This window comes from Arthrobacter sp. ZBG10 (assembly GCF_001238605.1).
In the GTDB taxonomy this organism is placed as follows: domain Bacteria; phylum Actinomycetota; class Actinomycetes; order Actinomycetales; family Micrococcaceae; genus Arthrobacter.
The window spans coordinates 1-14,880 of record NZ_LFQH01000059.1; the positions used below are offsets into that span (position 1 = coordinate 1).

Annotated in this window: 12 protein-coding genes, 2 tRNA genes and 1 riboswitch; of the genes, 1 reads left to right on the top strand and 13 read right to left on the bottom strand. The window is 67.2% G+C overall.

Going from position 1 to position 14,880, the window contains the following annotated elements:
• Window positions 1-41: 41 nt before the first annotated feature.
• The 13 genes from ACU18_RS14510 to ACU18_RS14570 form a co-directional block, all read right to left on the bottom strand.
• A tRNA-Ala gene (locus ACU18_RS14510) sits at window positions 42-117 on the bottom strand.
• Window positions 118-389: 272 nt separating this feature from the next.
• Window positions 390-462, bottom strand: a tRNA-Ala gene (locus ACU18_RS14515).
• A 113-nt stretch (window positions 463-575) separates the two neighbouring features.
• Window positions 576-977 (bottom strand): ribosome silencing factor, encoded by a 402-nt coding sequence (rsfS, locus tag ACU18_RS14520; protein ID WP_050686652.1) that lies wholly within the window; start codon window positions 975-977, stop codon window positions 576-578.
• A gap of 47 nt (window positions 978-1,024) precedes the next feature.
• Complete coding sequence (locus ACU18_RS14525) at window positions 1,025-2,401, bottom strand: hypothetical protein (protein ID WP_231686097.1); 1,377 nt, start codon at window positions 2,399-2,401, stop codon at window positions 1,025-1,027.
• Window positions 2,402-2,474: 73 nt separating this feature from the next.
• Window positions 2,475-3,089: a nicotinate-nucleotide adenylyltransferase gene (gene nadD, locus ACU18_RS14530; RefSeq protein ID WP_050686654.1), complete on the bottom strand. Its 615-nt coding sequence runs from the start codon at window positions 3,087-3,089 to the stop codon at window positions 2,475-2,477.
• Between the two features lie 58 nt (window positions 3,090-3,147).
• Window positions 3,148-3,381 carry a hypothetical protein gene (locus ACU18_RS14535; RefSeq protein ID WP_050686656.1) on the bottom strand — a complete coding sequence of 78 codons (234 nt, stop codon included), beginning with the start codon at window positions 3,379-3,381 and terminating at the stop codon, window positions 3,148-3,150.
• 77 nt (window positions 3,382-3,458) lie between these two features.
• Window positions 3,459-4,838, bottom strand: coding sequence for a glutamate-5-semialdehyde dehydrogenase (locus ACU18_RS14540; protein ID WP_050686658.1), 1,380 nt, complete (start codon window positions 4,836-4,838; stop codon window positions 3,459-3,461).
• 26 nt (window positions 4,839-4,864) lie between these two features.
• On the bottom strand, window positions 4,865-6,004 hold the full coding sequence (proB, locus tag ACU18_RS14545) for a glutamate 5-kinase (RefSeq protein WP_050686660.1): 1,140 nt from the start codon (window positions 6,002-6,004) through the stop codon (window positions 4,865-4,867).
• Window positions 5,994-7,583 carry a GTPase ObgE gene (gene obgE, locus ACU18_RS14550; RefSeq protein WP_050686662.1) on the bottom strand — a complete coding sequence of 530 codons (1,590 nt, stop codon included), beginning with the start codon at window positions 7,581-7,583 and terminating at the stop codon, window positions 5,994-5,996. The genes proB and obgE overlap by 11 nt, the downstream gene beginning before the upstream one ends.
• 116 nt (window positions 7,584-7,699) lie before the next feature.
• Window positions 7,700-7,963 carry a 50S ribosomal protein L27 gene (gene rpmA / locus ACU18_RS19370; RefSeq protein ID WP_009372867.1) on the bottom strand — a complete coding sequence of 88 codons (264 nt, stop codon included), beginning with the start codon at window positions 7,961-7,963 and terminating at the stop codon, window positions 7,700-7,702.
• A gap of 62 nt (window positions 7,964-8,025) precedes the next feature.
• A complete protein-coding gene (gene rplU / locus ACU18_RS14560) occupies window positions 8,026-8,334 on the bottom strand; it encodes a 50S ribosomal protein L21 (protein ID WP_015937330.1) in 309 nt (102 codons plus the stop codon).
• Window positions 8,335-8,597: 263 nt separating this feature from the next.
• Window positions 8,598-10,076, bottom strand: coding sequence for a bifunctional hydroxymethylpyrimidine kinase/phosphomethylpyrimidine kinase (gene thiD, locus ACU18_RS14565; protein ID WP_050686669.1), 1,479 nt, complete (start codon window positions 10,074-10,076; stop codon window positions 8,598-8,600).
• 67 nt (window positions 10,077-10,143) lie between these two features.
• Window positions 10,144-10,241, bottom strand: a riboswitch (TPP riboswitch).
• A 124-nt stretch (window positions 10,242-10,365) separates the two neighbouring features.
• Window positions 10,366-13,713 (bottom strand): Rne/Rng family ribonuclease, encoded by a 3,348-nt coding sequence (locus ACU18_RS14570; protein ID WP_050686666.1) that lies wholly within the window; start codon window positions 13,711-13,713, stop codon window positions 10,366-10,368.
• A gap of 441 nt (window positions 13,714-14,154) precedes the next feature.
• Between ACU18_RS14570 and ACU18_RS14575 the strand changes: the two genes are divergently transcribed.
• The gene (locus tag ACU18_RS14575) at window positions 14,155-14,826 is read left to right on the top strand and encodes a vitamin K epoxide reductase family protein (protein ID WP_050686667.1); all 672 of its coding nucleotides are present in this window, start codon (window positions 14,155-14,157) and stop codon (window positions 14,824-14,826) included.
• Window positions 14,827-14,880: the final 54 nt, after the last annotated feature.

Here is a 14,880-nt window from a genome sequence, read left to right on the forward strand (position 1 = left end):
ACTCCCGGGGAGCAGTTCACGACAGTGGTTCCCTTTTTGTTTGGTGGAGCTGAGGGGACTCGAACCCCTGACCCCCTGCATGCCATGCAGGTGCGCTACCAGCTGCGCCACAGCCCCAAACCCTGCCGCCTCAACGGTAACCCGCGATGCAACCTGATCAGCTTAATGCACTTTGGTGTTCCGCGCCAATCGGACGTTCACCCAGGGGCGTATTTACCGTTTCCTGCCACCAACACCCGGCGCGGACGTGATCTGTCGATGGCCCCGCCATGCCCCGCTGGGGTTGCGGGAGGCTGGCCGTGTTCCGCTGCTGGTCATGGAGACCATGATGGCGTTCGCGGATACAAAAAAGTCCGCCGGAATCATGATGATTCCGGCGGACCGTTCGGTGGAGCTGAGGGGACTCGAACCCCTGACCCCCTGCATGCCATGCAGGTGCGCTACCAGCTGCGCCACAGCCCCGAACTACTGCTGTTCTTCGATGTTTTCCCGGGTTTCCCCGAAGCAACTCAAATATCTTAGAACAGCAATTCCGAAAATTCCAAATCGGGTATATTCGCCCGGATGGTGCGGAACTATTCGCCGTCGGCCGTAACTGCAGCCTTAGCGGACGTGTCATCCCCTAGCTGGAGATCCACAACGGGGCAGTCCTTCCACAGGCGCTCCAGGGCGTAGAAAACGCGGTCTTCCTCGTGCTGTACGTGGATGACGATGTCCGCGTAGTCCAGCAGGACCCAGCGGCCACCGGAGCGGCCTTCGCGGCGCACGGGACGGAGGTCCTGCTTGGCGAGTTCCTCTTCGATGCCATCAACGATGGCGTTGACCTGGCGTTCGCTCGGTGCCGAGGCGATCAGGAACACATCGGCCAGCGCCAGGCGTTCACTGACGTCCAACGCCACGATGTCTTGGGCGATCTTGTCGGCGGCAGCCTTGGCGGCGGTACGGGCAATGCTGATGGATGATTCTGTAGCAGTCATGGGACTTCCTTGTTGTTATTAAAAGCTGTGATGTACGGCGGAGCCGGTCAGCGGGACATGCCGCTGATGATCAGGACAATGCCCGAGACGAGTGCCACGATGCCAAAAACCAGGATGCAGAGTTGAAGCAGGCGGTTCCGCTGCGCCCGGCCGAGCCCAGCGGTGGCAGCGTCGAGGGGGTCCAGCCCATGCGCGGATGCGGCCGGGATGCGTGGCAGGTCCGCAAAGAGGTCGTCTGGAGAGCTTTCGGCTGGAACGCCTGGAACGGGGGCCGCAGCTTTCCGTGCGGCAGCTTCCGCCCGGGCAATCACCTGGGACGGGCTGGTGCCGGCGTCCGGGGCGGGCCGTCCGGCGCGCGGTCCGGGCGGGTTTTTACGGCCCGGTCCGGAGGCGACTTTGCTACCGGGCCGGGTGACCACTGGAACATGGGACGTGGCGGGGCGCTTCATGACCGGCCGGTCGAAGCCAGGTACTTCGACAAACTCCAGGGGTGTCACCATGGCCAGGTTATCTGCGGTGGACGGTGCCGGCTTGCTTGCCCCGGCCCGCCGGTTGACCGCGGCCGCCCGCTCAGCAAGTGCCACCTGCTCAGCCAGGACTGCGGGGTCCACGGCTTCGGGATCCGCGGTCTTAGGGTCCAGTGAAGCAATGTGCTCCATCTTGGCGATCTGGTTCCTGGCCTGCTCGGCAATCAGTGCCCGCGCAGCCAGTGCCTGTTCCACCGTCATGCCCTTGGGGCCAGGCGCGGTGCCCGGTGCGGCAGGGACAGCGGGCTTGGCAAGCTGGCCTGCGGAGGCCTGCTCCGGCGCCGGAACGATTGGAGTGGCAGCCGTAAGGGCCTGCTCCTTGAGCTGCTGCAGGCGGATTTGGCGGCGGGTGAGCGGACCGCCGTCGGCCTGCTGCCCGTCTGCAATTTCCTGCTCCTTCAGCGTGCGCAGGGCCGCACGGTCGCGGGCACGGATCTGGGAGGACCGCTGGGTGGACGTATCCTCCGGTGCGGCATCAGCAGGTTTGTTGGCGGCTCGCTTGGCAGGGGCAGGCTTGGCCGGATCCGGTTTAGCCTGTTCAGCCTTGGCGGCAACGGGCTTGGCCGCTTCAGGCTTCACCGCAGCGGGCTTAGCCGGTTGCGGCTTGGCTGGTCCGGGTTTCGCTGCAGGAGCCTTTGATGAAGCTGCCGGGCCGGCCGGCTTGGCCGGGACGGGCTTCGCCGGAGCTGCCGCCGCGGGAACAGCCTTGGTGGGTGCCGGTTTCACCGGAACGGGCTTGGCCGCGGCGGGCCGCTTTGCCTGCGGTTGCCCGCCCTGGCCCTGCTTTACGGAAGGCGCCGCCGAGTCAGGCTGCTTGGTTTCGGCCTGTTTTGTGGCAGGCAGGGGCGCAGCATCCGGCTGGCCGGCAGCGGGAAGCTGGTCGACTTGCGCGGACACCTGTCCAGCTTCCCTTGCCTGGCGGAGTTCCCGGCGGCTACGGAAGGTTGGCTGTTCCTGACTCATTAGGGACTCATTCGGTACTGGCGGGTTCACGTGCTTCGGAAGTTGGATTGGTGACGGCGGTGCGCTCGTCCGCATACAGGCCGTACTTGGCGATGTACTGGACCACACCGTCAGGCACCAGGTACCACACGGGGTTGTTCCCCGCCACGCGGGTGCGGCAATCGGTGGAGGAAATCGCCATGGCCGGCACCTCAAGGAGGCTGACGTCCGTGCGGCCCATCCCGTCCAGGACGTGCCCGGGCCGGGTGACCCCCACAAAGTGGGCCAGCGACCACAGTTCGTCGATGTCCTTCCAGGACAGGATCTGCGCCAGGGCGTCCGCGCCCGTGATGAAGAAGAGGTCCGCATCCGGGCGCTGGGCCCGCAGGTCGCGGAGGGTATCGATGGTGTATGTGGGGCCGGGCCGCTCCACATCCACCCTGCTGACCGTGAACCGCGGGTTTGAAGCCGTGGCAATCACTGTCATCAGGTAGCGGTGCTCTGAATCACTGACCTGCTTGTGCGATTTCTGCCAGGGCTGCCCGGTGGGCACAAACACCACTTCATCAAGGTTAAACTGCGCAGCAACCTCGCTGGCAGCAACCAGGTGTCCGTGGTGGATGGGATCAAACGTCCCGCCCATAACGCCCAGCCGGAGCCTGCCCTTGGCGGCACCGCTGTGGTGGAGAACGCCGGAAATGTTAGTGGCCCTGCCCGTGATCGTGCTTGTTGGGGTGCTGGCGGTGCGGATCCGCGTGCTCCTCGGTGATGCTGTGGCGGTTTCCCAGGTTGGAGTAGGACAAGGTGATGAACATCAGCACCAGCAGAATGCCGAAAATGACCGCGCCGAAAACCCACGGCTCGGCCCACAGCGGAGCGAGTTCGTGCTCTTCGCCTTCTGCGGCAACTGACATGGCGATCTGCTGGAACAGCATTTTCTCCCCTAAGGCTCAAGGTTTTCGGGCAGCGGCAAACGCGCTGCTGCAGGCTTCTGGTCTATATTACCGCGTTGCTACCCGCGGACCTGGCCTTCGCCCTGGACGATCCATTTGGTGGTGGTCAGCTCCGTCAGTCCCATGGGGCCGCGGGCGTGCAGCTTTTGGGTGGAGATGCCCACTTCGGCCCCCAGGCCCAGTTCCCCGCCGTCGGTGAACCGGGTGGACGCGTTGACGATCACTGCGGCGGAGTCAATCTCGGCGATGAAGCGTTCGGCGTTGGCGAGGTCGTTGGTCAGGATGGCTTCGGTGTGGCCCGTGGACCACTTCCGGATATGGCTGACGGCGTCGTCGAGGGTGTCCACCATGGCGACGGCAAGGTCCAGGTCCATGTACTCCGTGCCCCAGTCCGCGTCCGTGGCCGGAACGGACTCGATGGACGCGGGCAGGGCGGCGCGGATCCGCTCGTCGGCGTGCAGCCGGACCCCCGCGGCCTGCAGGGCAGCGGCGACGGCGGGCAGGACGGTGGAGCCAGAGTGCACCAGGAGCGTTTCCACGGTGTTGCAGACGCTGGGGCGCTGGGTCTTGGCGTTCAGCAGGATCTCCACTGCCATGTCCACGCCGGCGGACTCGTCGATGAAAATGTGGACGTTGCCCTCCCCCGTTTCGATGACGGGGACTGCGGAGTTGGTGACCACGGTCTGGATCAGCTCGCGGCCGCCGCGGGGAATCAGGACATCAACCCTGCCGCGGGCACGCATCAGCACCGTGGCCCCGGCGCGGCCGTACTGGTCCACGGTCTGGACGGCGTCGGCGGGCAGGCCCACGGATTCCAGGGCTTCGCGCAGCACCCGCACCAGGACGCCGTTGGTGGCTTCAGCAGCGCTGCCGCCCCGAAGGATCACGGCGTTGCCGCTTTTGAGCGCCAGGCCGGCGATGTCCACGGTGACGTTGGGACGGGCCTCGTAGATGGCCGCCACCACACCCATGGGAACGTTGACCTGGCGGAGCCGCAGCCCGTTGGGAAGGGTCTGGCCGCGGACCACGTTGCCTACGGGATCGGGCAGGCCGGCAAGGTTGTCCAGCGCGGACACCAGCCCGGCGATGCGGGTCCTGGTGAGGGTGAGCCGGTCAAGCATGGCTGCGGAGGTACCGTTGGTTTTGCCTGCCGCAACGTCGCGGGCGTTGGCGGCAAGGATGGCGTCGGCGCTGTCCTGCAGGGCCTTGCCGATGGCCTCGAGGCCGCGGTCCTTCCACGCCCGGTTGGCCATGGCCATCCGGCGTGAGGCCTTGCGGGAGCGGTCAGCGATGGCATGCACCGCTGCCTCGACGTCAGCCTCGGACAGCGGGGCATCAACCGTCACCGGCGCGGCGGCAGGCGCCACGGCGTCCGCCGGGAAACCGGCGGCGGTGTTTTCGGAGGTGTCAGCAGCTGTGTGGGTCAGGGCCTCAGTCATCCTTCAAGTTTAGGCGAGGACGGGGCTTACACCAGCACCAGGTCGTCAACATGAACAACTTCCCGGTCATAGCCTGTGCCGAGCTCTTCCCCAAGGTCCCGGGTGGACCGGCCCAGCATGCGCGGCAGCTCAACGGCCGAGTAGTTCACCAGGCCGCGGGCCACGACGACGCCGTCGGCACCGGCGATCTCCACGGCATCGCCGGCCTCGAAGTCGCCCTGCACAGCCGAGATGCCGGCCGGCAGCAGGGAGGTGTGGCGGTGGCGGACGGCCTGGACGGCGCCGTCGTCGAGGACCAGGCGGCCCTGGACGGAGGCCACATGGGCCAGCCACAGCAGCCTGACGGGTTTGCGCGCGCCGTTCACGGTGAACCAGGTGCCAACGTCCTCGCCGCGCAGCGCAGCGGCGGCGTTAGGTGTGGAGGTCACCAGGGTGTGGATCCCGGAGCCGGCAGCCATGCTGGCGGCCTCCACCTTGGTGAGCATCCCGCCGGTTCCCACCCCGGCCTTGCCGGCTTTGCCGATCGACACTGCCTCGAGGTCGCGCGGACCGGTGACCAGGGGAATCCGGGTGGCACCCTGGGCGGGCGGCCCGTCATAGAGGGAGTCGACGTCGGACAGCAGGACCAGCGCGTCCGCACGGACCAGGTGCGCCACGAGGGCGGCGAGGCGGTCATTGTCACCGAACCGGATCTCGTGGGTGGCGACGGTGTCATTTTCGTTGACCACCGGCACCACGCCGAGGTTCAGCAGCCGGTTCAGGGCGCGGAAGGCGTTGGTGTGCTGGCTGCGCCGCATCAGGTCCTCTGCGGTCAGCAGCACCTGGCTGACAGTGACGCCGTGGGCGCCGAAGGCCTGGGTGTAGCGTGCCATCAGCAGGCCCTGGCCTACGCTTGCCGCGGCCTGCTGGGTGGCCAGGTCTCGGGGGCGTTTGGCCAGGCCAAGGGGCGCCAGGCCCGCCGCGATGGCGCCGGAGGAGACCAGGATGATCTCGGTGCCTGCATTGCGCTTGGCGGCCAGGGCGTCAGCGAGGGCCGTCAGGGACTGCTCGGAGATGCCGCCTTTGATGCTGGTGAGCGACGAGGAACCCACCTTGACCACGATCCGGCGGGCCTGGGCGAAGACACTTCGGTCCAGGGCCGCGCCGGGCAGGGCGCTACTGGTCATCGTCTGCGCCCAGTCCACTCTCCTTGAGGGGCTTCGCTACGCGGCGGCTGCTCACGGACTCGGTCCAGATGCCGGCCTTGCGCTCGGCCTCGAGTTCGGCCCTGGTGGCGGCCCTGGCGTCCTTGCGTTCCTGCTGCTCGTCGCGCTTCTGGCCGCGGGTGGGGCGGTCGCCGATGTCGGCGAAGCGGACGTCGGTGCCGCGCGGGGAGGCCAGGAGTTCCGCGCCGGCCATCATGGTGGGTTCCCAGTCGAAGACAACGCCGTCGTCCTCGCCGATGACCACCATGTCGCCGGGCTTGGCGCCCTGCTTGAACAGTTCGGTTTCGACGCCCAGCTTGGCCAGCCGGTCCGCGAGGTAGCCGATGGCTTCTTCGTTGGTGAAGTCGGTCTGCTTGACCCAGCGCACCGGCTTGTCGCCAATGACGCGGAACAGCGGCTCCAGGGCCTTTTCCTCCCGACGGATCTTGAAGCCGGATTCGTTGACGGCCCGGGGGCGGAGCACGGGCGGCTGCACCTTGGGCGGTGCAGCGGCCAGCGAGTCGCGGGCGGCCTTGACGATCTCAGCCATGGCGAAGCCCAGCTGGCGCAGGCCCTCGTGGCTCGTGGCGGAGATTTCGAAGACGCGGTAGCCGCGGGATTCCAGCTCGGGGCGGACGAATTCGGCCATGTCCTTGCCGTCGGGGAGGTCCACCTTGTTCAGTGCCACCAGCCGGGGACGGTGGTTCAGGGGCACAACTTCGCCGTCCTGGCCGGCGTAGCTCATGTCCACAGCGTACTTTTCGAGCTCGGCTTCGATGACGGCGAGGTCGGAGAGCGGGTCGCGGTCCGATTCGAGGGTGCCGCAGTCCAGGACGTGCACCAGGGCAGCGCAACGCTCCACGTGGCGCAGGAAGTGGTGGCCAAGGCCCTTGCCTTCGGACGCGCCTTCGATCAGGCCGGGAACGTCGGCGATGGTGAAGCGGACTTCGCCGGCCTGGACCACACCGAGGTTGGGGATCAGGGTGGTGAACGGGTAGTCGGCGATCTTGGGCCGGGCGGCTGACATCGCGGCGATGAGGCTGGACTTGCCGGCGGACGGGAAGCCCACCAAGGCGATATCGGCAATGGATTTCAGTTCCAGGACAACGTCGCTGGATTCGCCTTCAATGCCGAGCAGGGCGAAGCCCGGTGCGCGGCGTTTCTGGGAGGACAGGGCTGCGTTGCCCAGGCCGCCCAGGCCGCCTGCGGCGGCAACGTATTCGGTTCCTTCGCCAACGAGGTCGGCCAGGACGGTGCCGTCCTTGGACTTGACCACGGTGCCGTCGGGAACGGGGAGGATCAGGGTTTCGCCGTTTTTGCCGCCGCGCCAGTCGCCCATGCCGGGTCCACCGTTGGTGGCGTGCCGGTGCGGTGCGTGGTGGTAGTCCAGCAGCGTCGTGGTCTGGTGGTCGACGCGGAGGATGACGTTGCCGCCGTCGCCGCCGTTGCCGCCGTCGGGCCCGCCCAGGGGCTTGAACTTCTCGCGGTGGACGGAAACACACCCGTGGCCGCCGGTACCGCCGGATACGTGCAGTACTACCCGGTCTACAAAGCTGGCCACGTGGATCTCCTCAGTGCTGTTTCCTGGCAGCCTGTGGGCGCCAAAACGATTGTAATGCGGTTAAAAGAACAGTGGAGCGGACCATCAGGCCCGCTCCACCGCTTCAGAACTTGGTGTTACTCTGCAGCTGCAGCAGCAACGATGTTGACGACGCGACGACCGCGGCGGGTGCCGAATTCAACGGCTCCCGGGGTCAGCGCGAACAAGGTGTCGTCGCCGCCGCGGCCTACGCCGGCACCCGGGTGGAAGTGGGTGCCGCGCTGGCGGACGATGATCTCGCCGGCCGAAACAACCTGGCCACCGAAGCGCTTGACGCCCAGGTACTGAGCGTTTGAATCACGGCCGTTGCGAGTGGAGCTCGCGCCCTTTTTATGTGCCATCTGAAATGCCTGCCTCTAAATTCTGGGGAATCTGCTGAAAAACCGAAACGGTAACCGGGTGGTTACTTGATGCCAGTGATCTTGACCTTGGTCAGTTCCTGACGGTGACCCTGGCGCTTCTTGTACCCGGTCTTGTTCTTGAACTTCTGGATGACAATCTTCGGACCACGGAGGTCCTGAAGGATCTCAGCCGTTACGGTCACCTTGGCCAGGTCAGCAGCAGCGGTGGTGATCTTGTCACCATCCACCAGGAGCAGCGCGGGCAGCTCAATGGTGCTGCCAGCTCCACCGGCGACGCGGTTCAGGGTAACGAAGTCTCCAACGGAAACCTTCTCTTGCCGGCCGCCTGCGCGGACAATCGCGTACACCACTTGGGAACTCACTTCTCTCGACGTTTATTACTAAATTTGCGTGCGGAATCCAACTCGTAAATGGCTGGTTTCTCGCTGTGCCTCAACGCCGTGGGGTCATAACCCAAGTGTTGGCGTAAGCACCGAAGATCAAGAATACGCTAATTCCGTCGTCGGCTGCAAATGAGGCTGGCAGCGGCGGGTCGCCTGTGATAGCAACCACAGGCATGTACCGGCGCGGTACCGTGCCCCACCATAGTACCGGTACCGGAGCCGGCCCGCGTTCAGGAGTGCAGCCGCGGCGCGTCGAAGAATTCCACTTCAAGCCGGCAGGAGTGCCGGAAGGCGTCCACCATGGCTGCCCGCCCGGCTTCGGAGGAGTTGCGGGCGGCTTCATCAACAATGCCGACCGCCCGCCTGGTTGCCGCAGCAAAGTCCTCGTCGGCGTACGTCCGCAGCCAGGCCGCGTAGGGGTGCCCCGCCGGCTCCCCCGCCGCGACGAACTGTGCATGGAGCGTCCGGCCGACTTCCGCGTAGAGCCAGAAGCACGGCAGGACCGCGGCGGCCAGCACCGCGTAACCGCCCGACGCCGAGGCCGCGGCCAGGTGGTCGACGTAGGACTTGGTGACGGGGCCAAGGTCCGGCTGGGTGGTCCGCGACGCCAGCCAGGTCCGGTGCAGCTCCGACTCGACCTCAAGGCATTGCTGCGCGGAGCCCGCCCAGAACAGCTGTTCGGCTTCGGTGGGTGCCAAGGCGCTGGCGCGGGCCAGGACCCGCGAGTAGCCGTTAAGGTACAGGGCATCCTGGGAGAGGTAGTAAGCGAACTCACGCTCCGGGAGCGTGCCGGAGACCAGACCCTGGATGAACGGCAGTTCGTAGATGGCTGCCAGGTCCGCGGCAGCTTCCTTCCACAGCAGCGCCTCGAACCGGCCGGGCGCCGGGACGGCCGTGAGGTGGTGGAAGTGGTGGACCGGTCCGTTGCCGGCGCCGACACCCAGCCGGTCCGACGCCGAAAGGGCACCGGCCAGCCACGGCTTCACTTCGCGCAGCGCGGCTTCCCAGTCCCCCAGCCGCGCCTGCACCGTGGCCATGGCAGAGGACAGCGAGCACCCGGTGCCGTGGCTGTTCCGGGTATCCACCCTCGCGCCCGGCACTTCCACCACCTCGGGGCCAAGCAGGCCCGCCGTGTTCACCAGCGCGTCAGGGCAGCCCGGGCCCTGCAGGTGGCCGCCTTTGACCAGGATGGTGGCCCCGGTGGCGAGGGCCAGGAGCCTTCCCTGGTCCAGTGCCCCCGCCCAGGTCTGTTGGACGTCGCCGTCCACCAGGACAGCAAGTTCGGCCAGGTTGGGGGTGATCAGGTGCGCCAGCGGCAGCAGTTCCCGCAGCGCTGTCTCCGCCGGAGCCTGCAGCAGCCTGTCGCCGCTGGTGGCCACCATAACGGGATCAAGGACCACAACGGCGGGCCGCACCTCCTCGAGCCAGGTGCGGACGGTGCGGATGGAGTCAGCATCGCCCAGCATGCCGATTTTGACGGCGTCGATGGTGATGTCCGAGCTGACAGCTTCAAGCTGCCGGGCCAGGAGGTCCGCCGGCGGGATGTGGACAGCCTGCACCCCCAGGGTGTTTTGCGCCGTGAGGGCCGTAATGGCGGCCATTCCATAGCCACCGTGCGCGGCGATGCTTTTAAGGTCCGCCTGCACCCCTGCCCCACCGGACGGGTCGGAACCGGCGATGGAGAGCACCCGGGGAATGTCCCGGCGAATGGCTTCCGAGGTGTCCGCAGCAGGCGTGGTGGCAGCATCAGGTGTGGCTGCGCCAGGCGCAGTAAGGGTCGAAGACAAGAGACATCCCTTCGCCGGTGCTAACCGGACAGGTTCAACGGGTGTGGATCTCAGCCGGCCCTGTGCGCGGCACCCCGTGTCGGTCCCCAGCCTAGCTGTTCCACCACCGGTGCGGGAAAGTCGCTGCCTGTCTTAAAACGCCGGAGGCCCGGAACCGGCACTGATGTGCGGTTCCCGGCCTCCGATGCAGGTGGGGCAGTGCCCCTGGTGCCTAGAGCTCCGACGCCGGAACGCCCACACCCAGGATGATGGGTGCAGCGGCCGGTGCCTTGGCGGCGGCAGCCGCCGCGGGCTCCGGCGCCTTTGCGGAATGGGTGTGCGCAGGGGTAGCCGACGGCGCACTCTGGTGCTGCTGCACCGAGGTTTCGTTGGCTGCGCCCTGGGCACGGCTGGCACTGCGGTTGCGGCGCGGCCGGCGCTGCGTTGACTGCTCCAGCGTGTGGTCCGAGTAGTCCTTTTCCGGGGCTGCGGCGGGCGCAGCAACGGGGACTGCATCCGGCGCAGCTGCAACGGGTGCTACCGCTGCGGGAGCAGCTGCAGGTGCCGTCACCGGTTCGCCGAGGTGCGCGAAGGCTTCGGCCAGGCGGTCCAGCGTGAGCGCCGGCTGCGACTGCTGGTCACCGGCGTGCTCAACAAACGGAAGGACAACTTCCTCTCCCCCGAAGGTCAGCACCGCCCCGGGGCGTGCGGGAGCGTCGGCGTCGTGCGAACCGGCGTCCACGGGCGTGGCAGGTACCTGCCTGGCGGCGGCGATTTCGTCGTCGTGCAGGTGCGCGGCGTGCGCGGCTGCTGCGATGTTCGCCAGGGCCAGCCGGGTGGCTTCAGCCTTGGCGTGCCGCTCCGGGTCCACGGGTTCCGGGTGCACGGTGTGCGCCTGGACCGGGGCTGCCGGCGCCAGCTCGGGTTGCTGGCCGCCACGGCCGCGGCGGCGCTTGCGCTCCGGGCGTGTGCCCTGCTGGTTGTTGTCAACGCGTTCGGGGCGGGGCTCCGGGCTGCGGAAATCGTTGGGACGGTGTTCCTGCCGGGTGTCGGCGCGCTGGACGTGGTGCTCGGCTGCCACAATCGTGGCGCGGCGGTGCTCCACCGGGTCGTCGTGGGTGACCACACCGCGCCCGGCGCAGGCCTCGCACTGCTCGCCGAAGACTTCCAGGAGCCCGGTGCCCATGCGTTTGCGGGTCATCTGGACCAGGCCCAGCGAGGTCACTTCGGCCACTTGGTGCTTGGTCCGGTCCCGGCCCAGGCATTCCACCATGCGGCGCAGCACCAGGTCACGGTTGGATTCCAGGACCATGTCGATGAAGTCGATGACGATGATGCCGCCGATGTCACGGAGCCGGAGCTGGCGGACCACTTCCTCGGCAGCTTCCAGGTTGTTCTTCGTGACGGTCTCTTCGAGGTTGCCGCCGCTGCCGGTGAACTTGCCGGTGTTGACGTCCACCACGGTCATGGCTTCGGTGCGGTCGATCACCAGGGAACCGCCGGAGGGCAGGAAAACCTTGCGCTCCAGGGCCTTGTGGATCTGCTCGTCGATGCGCCAGGCAGCGAAGATGTCCTGGTCCTTGGTCCACTTTTCCAACCGGCCCACCAGGTCCGGGGCAACGTAGGTCACGTACGCCTCGATGGTGTCCCAGGCTTCCTCGCCGGAGACGATCAGCTTGGAGAAGTCCTCGTTGAAAACGTCGCGGACCACCTTGATGGTGAGGTCCGGTTCGCCGTACAGCAGTTCCGGGGCGAGGATCTTGGTGGAGGTGGACTGGCTTTCGATGCCTTCCCACTGGGCGCGCAGCCGGTTGATGTCGTGCGTCAGCTCCTCCTCGGAGGCACCTTCGGCTGCGGTGCGGACGATGACACCGGCGTGCTCCGGCAGTCGGTCCTTAAGGATCCGCTTGAGGCGGTTGCGTTCGACGTCGGGCAGCTTGCGGGAGATACCGGTCATGGAACCGCCGGGCACGTACACCAGGTAACGGCCCGGCAGGGAGATCTGGCTGGTGAGGCGGGCACCCTTGTGGCCCACGGGGTCCTTGGTCACCTGGACCAGGACGGTGTCGCCGGACTTGAGGGCGTTCTCGATGCGGCGCTGCTTGCCTTCAAGGTTGACGGCGTCCCAGTTGACCTCGCCGGCGTACAGGACGGCATTGCGGCCGCGGCCGATGTCCACAAAAGCGGCTTCCATGGAGGGCAGGACGTTCTGGACCTTGCCCAGGTAGACGTTGCCGATCAGGGAATCCTGCTGGGTCTTGGACACAAAGTGCTCGGCCAGGACACCGTCCTCGAGGACCGCGATCTGGATTCTGTCGTCGCGCTGGCGGACGATCATCTGACGGTCCACCGATTCACGGCGGGCCAGGAACTCAGCCTCCGTGATCACGGTACGGCGGCGGCCGGTGTCGCGGGATTCGCGGCGGCGCTGCTTCTTGGCCTCCAGGCGGGTGGAGCCCTTAACGCTCGTCACCCGGTTGTTGACCACGGGCTCGCTGGCTGCACGGGGGGCGCGGACGCGGGTCACCGTGTTGGGCGGGTCGTCATCGCCGCCTCCGGTCAGTTCCAGGTCCTGGTCGCCGCGGCGGCGGCGCCGGCGACGGCGGGAGGTCACGCCGTCGTCCAGCTGGCCGGCCGCGTCGGAATCGTCTTCGTCCTGCTCATCGGAGCCGGCATCGTCACCGTCGCCGGTGTCGGTGGCGTCGCGGTCCAGGCGGCTGCGTCCCCGGCGGCCGCGGCTGCGGCGCCGGCGGCGGCTGGCGGAATCGTCCTGGTCGCCGTCCTCGGCGTCGTCCTCATCCGGCTCTTCAACGGCAGCAGCGGGGCGCACCACCGTGGTGAGGTCCGGGGCCTGGAAAAGAACGGAGGAACCGGCGCCGGGCTCCATAAACAGGGAACCGAAGGCGGACAGCGAGGCCGTGGCGGAATCGTCGGAGCCCTGCGCAGCGGGGGCTTCGAGAGGGGTGCTGAGGGGCGTTTCGTCGGGAGCCTGTGCGTCGGCTGCCGGAACCGGCCCGGCCGAGACGTGCGCGTTCAGGGCTTCTTCGGTGACCTCGGGAGCCTCGAGGGTGGGCTCCGCAAGGACGGGCTCCGCCACAACCGGCTCCGCGATGGCCGGGGCTGCTGCCGGCGGGGCGACGGATTCGGTGGCCGGGGCCGGCGCGGCCGGCTCGGTGGCTGGTGCGGAAGTCTTCCGGGTGGCTACCCGGCGGCGGCGCACCGGCTTGGTTTCCGGTTCCGCCTCCGTCGCGGCAGGCGCCGGCTCAGCTGCGGCGGCTGCGGGGATGTCTGCCAGCGGGGCGGCGTCCTCGGCGAAGGCCGGCAGCGGCTCGGCTGCCTCGGGCTTCTTGCGGGCGCGGGTCCGGCGGACCGGAGCCTTGGTTTCCGCTGCGGCCGGCGTGTCGGAACCCGGGGCGGCCGTTGTGGCACCTTCTTCGGCTCCTGCAGTGCCGGCGTCGGCGGTGTCTGCCGCGGCCTTGGGGGCAACCTTGCGGCGGGTCCGGGTTGCTTTCTTCGGCGCTGTGGCGGCTTCGCCTGCCGCAGCATCTTCAGTAACGGCTGAAACCTGTTCATTTTCCATATGTGGCAACTCCTGCCCCTGACGTACCGCCACATCCGGCACCCATTGGGGCATATATTGTCAAAACCCGCGGGCGTTGACAGAAGTCAAGTGGATACCTCCAGGTTCGCACCGGCGTTGGGGTGCGGCAGCCCGTGGAGGCCGGCGGGATGTTCTGAAAACCCGTTGCTCTCCTCGAGACAACCAGGTGCCGCTCAATGGCGTCGCGGGAACCTGGTCCGGAAGCACCGAACCGTACCCTGCGCATCATTGGCGGTCTTGGGAACAAGCCACCGGACCGGAGTGCCGAATGTGGATCGGCTTCCAGCCATGACCATTCTCTCATACGCCGGGTAAATCATGGCGGAGGCCGGTCCGTCCGTCCGCCGGACCTGAAGGGGCCTGCCAGCAGGCGGCGTTACAATCGGGCAAGGAGCACCCCCACGAAAAGGACGCATACCGATGCCCAGCATTTCACCACTCAGCGGCGGTCAGGCCACAGACCGAGATCCGGACCGCAAACCCGGCCGCACCCCGTCGGTGCCCACCATGACCCGCGACCGGCCGTTCGCGTGGCTGCTGGTCATCACCGGCGCCATCGGCTGGCTGGCATCAGGGACCCTGGTCCTGGAGAAGCTGGCGGTCCTGCAGGATCCCAACCACACCACGGTGTGCGATGTTAACCCGTGGATTTCCTGCGGCCAGGTCATGACCACGTGGCAAAGCTCGCTGTTCGGCTTCCCCAACATGTTCATTGGTATCGTCGCCTTCGCCGTGATCATCACCACGGGCATGGGGCTGCTGTCCGGGGCGAAATTCTCCCGCTGGTACTGGCTGGGCCTGCAGGCAGGCGTCACCCTGGGCTTCGCGTTTGTGGTGTGGCTCTGGTCCCAGGCCCTGTACGACATCCACATCCTGTGCCCGCTGTGCATGATCGTGTGGGCTGCCATGATCCCGCTGACCGTCTGGGTCACCGCCAGGAACGTCACGCACGGTGTGATCCGCCTGCCCGCGGGCGCCGCACGGATCCTGGGTGAGTCCGGCTGGATCATCACCGCCCTGCTGTACGTGGCGGTTGCCGCCACCATCTTCTTCGCCTTCATCCAGGTGTTCGCCGGAACCTCAGGCTACTAGCCCGGCGTTCACCCACCGCACCCGTCCTCTCCTGCGCGAGATGACACTTAAGGC